Source organism: Paraburkholderia sp. SIMBA_053, assembly GCF_046534895.1.
Lineage (GTDB): Bacteria > Pseudomonadota > Gammaproteobacteria > Burkholderiales > Burkholderiaceae > Paraburkholderia > Paraburkholderia caledonica.
In genome coordinates this window covers 1-1389 of the sequence record NZ_JAWRXU010000039.1, presented here as the reverse complement: position 1 = coordinate 1389, position 1389 = coordinate 1, and the positions used below count along the sequence as shown (strand labels likewise).

The window sequence follows — 1389 nt, the reverse complement described above, 5'->3', positions numbered from 1 at the left end:
TCACTTCGTCGAGGCGCCCAGCAGCTCCATCATCGACTTGCCCCTCGGCGTCAACCCCGCACCGCTATAGATACCTGGGTCTTTCCAGTGCCAGGTCCACCCACCAGAACGATGTTGTGCGCCGAGTCGATGAACTCACACTGGTACAACTCGCGCACCAGCGCTTCGTTGGCGTCGCTGCAGCTGAAGTCGAAGCCGCCGATGTCGCGATACGCCGGGAAGCGTGCCGCCTTCATCTGATACGCGAGTGAACGCACTTCGCGCTCTGCGATTTCCGCCTTGAGCAACCCGGCAAGCACCAGCGAAGCCGACTTGTAGGCTGGGGAGTCCTGCGCGGCGAGCTCGCCTAACGCCTGTGCCATACCGTGCAGCTTGAGTGACTTGAGCATCTGCATCATGACGTCAGGCTGCATGATCGTCCTCCCGGTTCCTCAAACGGTCGTAGCGGCCCACGTTGGCCTGCGGCTCAACCTTCAGTGCGAAGGCCTGTGGCGTCTGCAGCGGCGGCACAGGCGGGCTGTCGAGCAGCCGGCTCAGGATGTTCAGCACCGTCTGTTTGTTCGGTGCGCCGGCCTCGAACGCCAGCTCGACCGCTGCAAGCACCATCTGTTCGTCGTGCAGCAGGACCAGGGCCAGAATCTCCACCATCTCCCGGTCGCCACCGGGACGCTTCAGCAGCACGCCCTGCAGCTTGCGGAATCCGGCTGGAAACTCGGCGAAGGGTGCACCGTTGCGAAGCGCTCCCGGCTTACGCTGCAGGACTGCCAGGTAGTGACGCCAGTCGTAAATGGTCTCGCCGCGGTCGTGGCTGCGGTTGATACGCCGCTCGTGTTCGGCAATCACCTGGCCTTCGGCGACGAAGACGAGCTTCGCGGCGTAGACGTGCAGACTGACGGGCCGGTTGGCGAACGACGCTGGCACGCTGTACCGGTTGCGCTCGAAGTTCACCAGGCAGGTTGGCGAGACGGGTTTGCTGTGTTCGACGAAACCATCAAACGGCTGGCCCACCGGCATCAGGTGGGGCCGCTCGGCCGACCAAGCCTCCCAGATCGTCATGTCCTGCTCCGGATGTCGGGTCTGCTGCCACAGCAGTACGCACTGGTCGGCCAGCCAGTCGTTGAGTGCGGCGAGTGAACCGAACGTCGGCACCTTGTGCCAGAGCCGGTGACGGCTGTCCTGGACGTTCTTCTCGATCTGCCCCTTCTCCCAACCGGAGGCGACGTTGCAGAACTCGGCGTCAAACAGGTAGTGGCTCACCATTGCGCTGAACCGCGCGTTGACTTCGCGCACCTTGCCGGGACGCACCCGGTCGACGGCGGTCTTCATGTTGTCTACAAGGACTTTCCCACTTTTAGCAAGCAACAATCCACCGCACCTGATCGACGTCGA

The 1389-nt window shown here is 63.1% G+C and carries 1 protein-coding gene and 1 pseudogene; both read right to left on the bottom strand.

The window, feature by feature from the left end; translation table 11 throughout:
* Positions 1 to 59: 59 nt before the first annotated feature.
* A pseudogene (locus SB753_RS34365) lies at positions 60 to 413 on the bottom strand (ATP-binding protein); the annotation flags it as partial.
* A partial coding sequence (locus SB753_RS34360; protein ID WP_410804485.1) for a Mu transposase domain-containing protein occupies positions 403 to 1389 on the bottom strand: 987 nt, incomplete at its 5' end. The gene SB753_RS34360 and the pseudogene SB753_RS34365, both read right to left, overlap by 11 nt.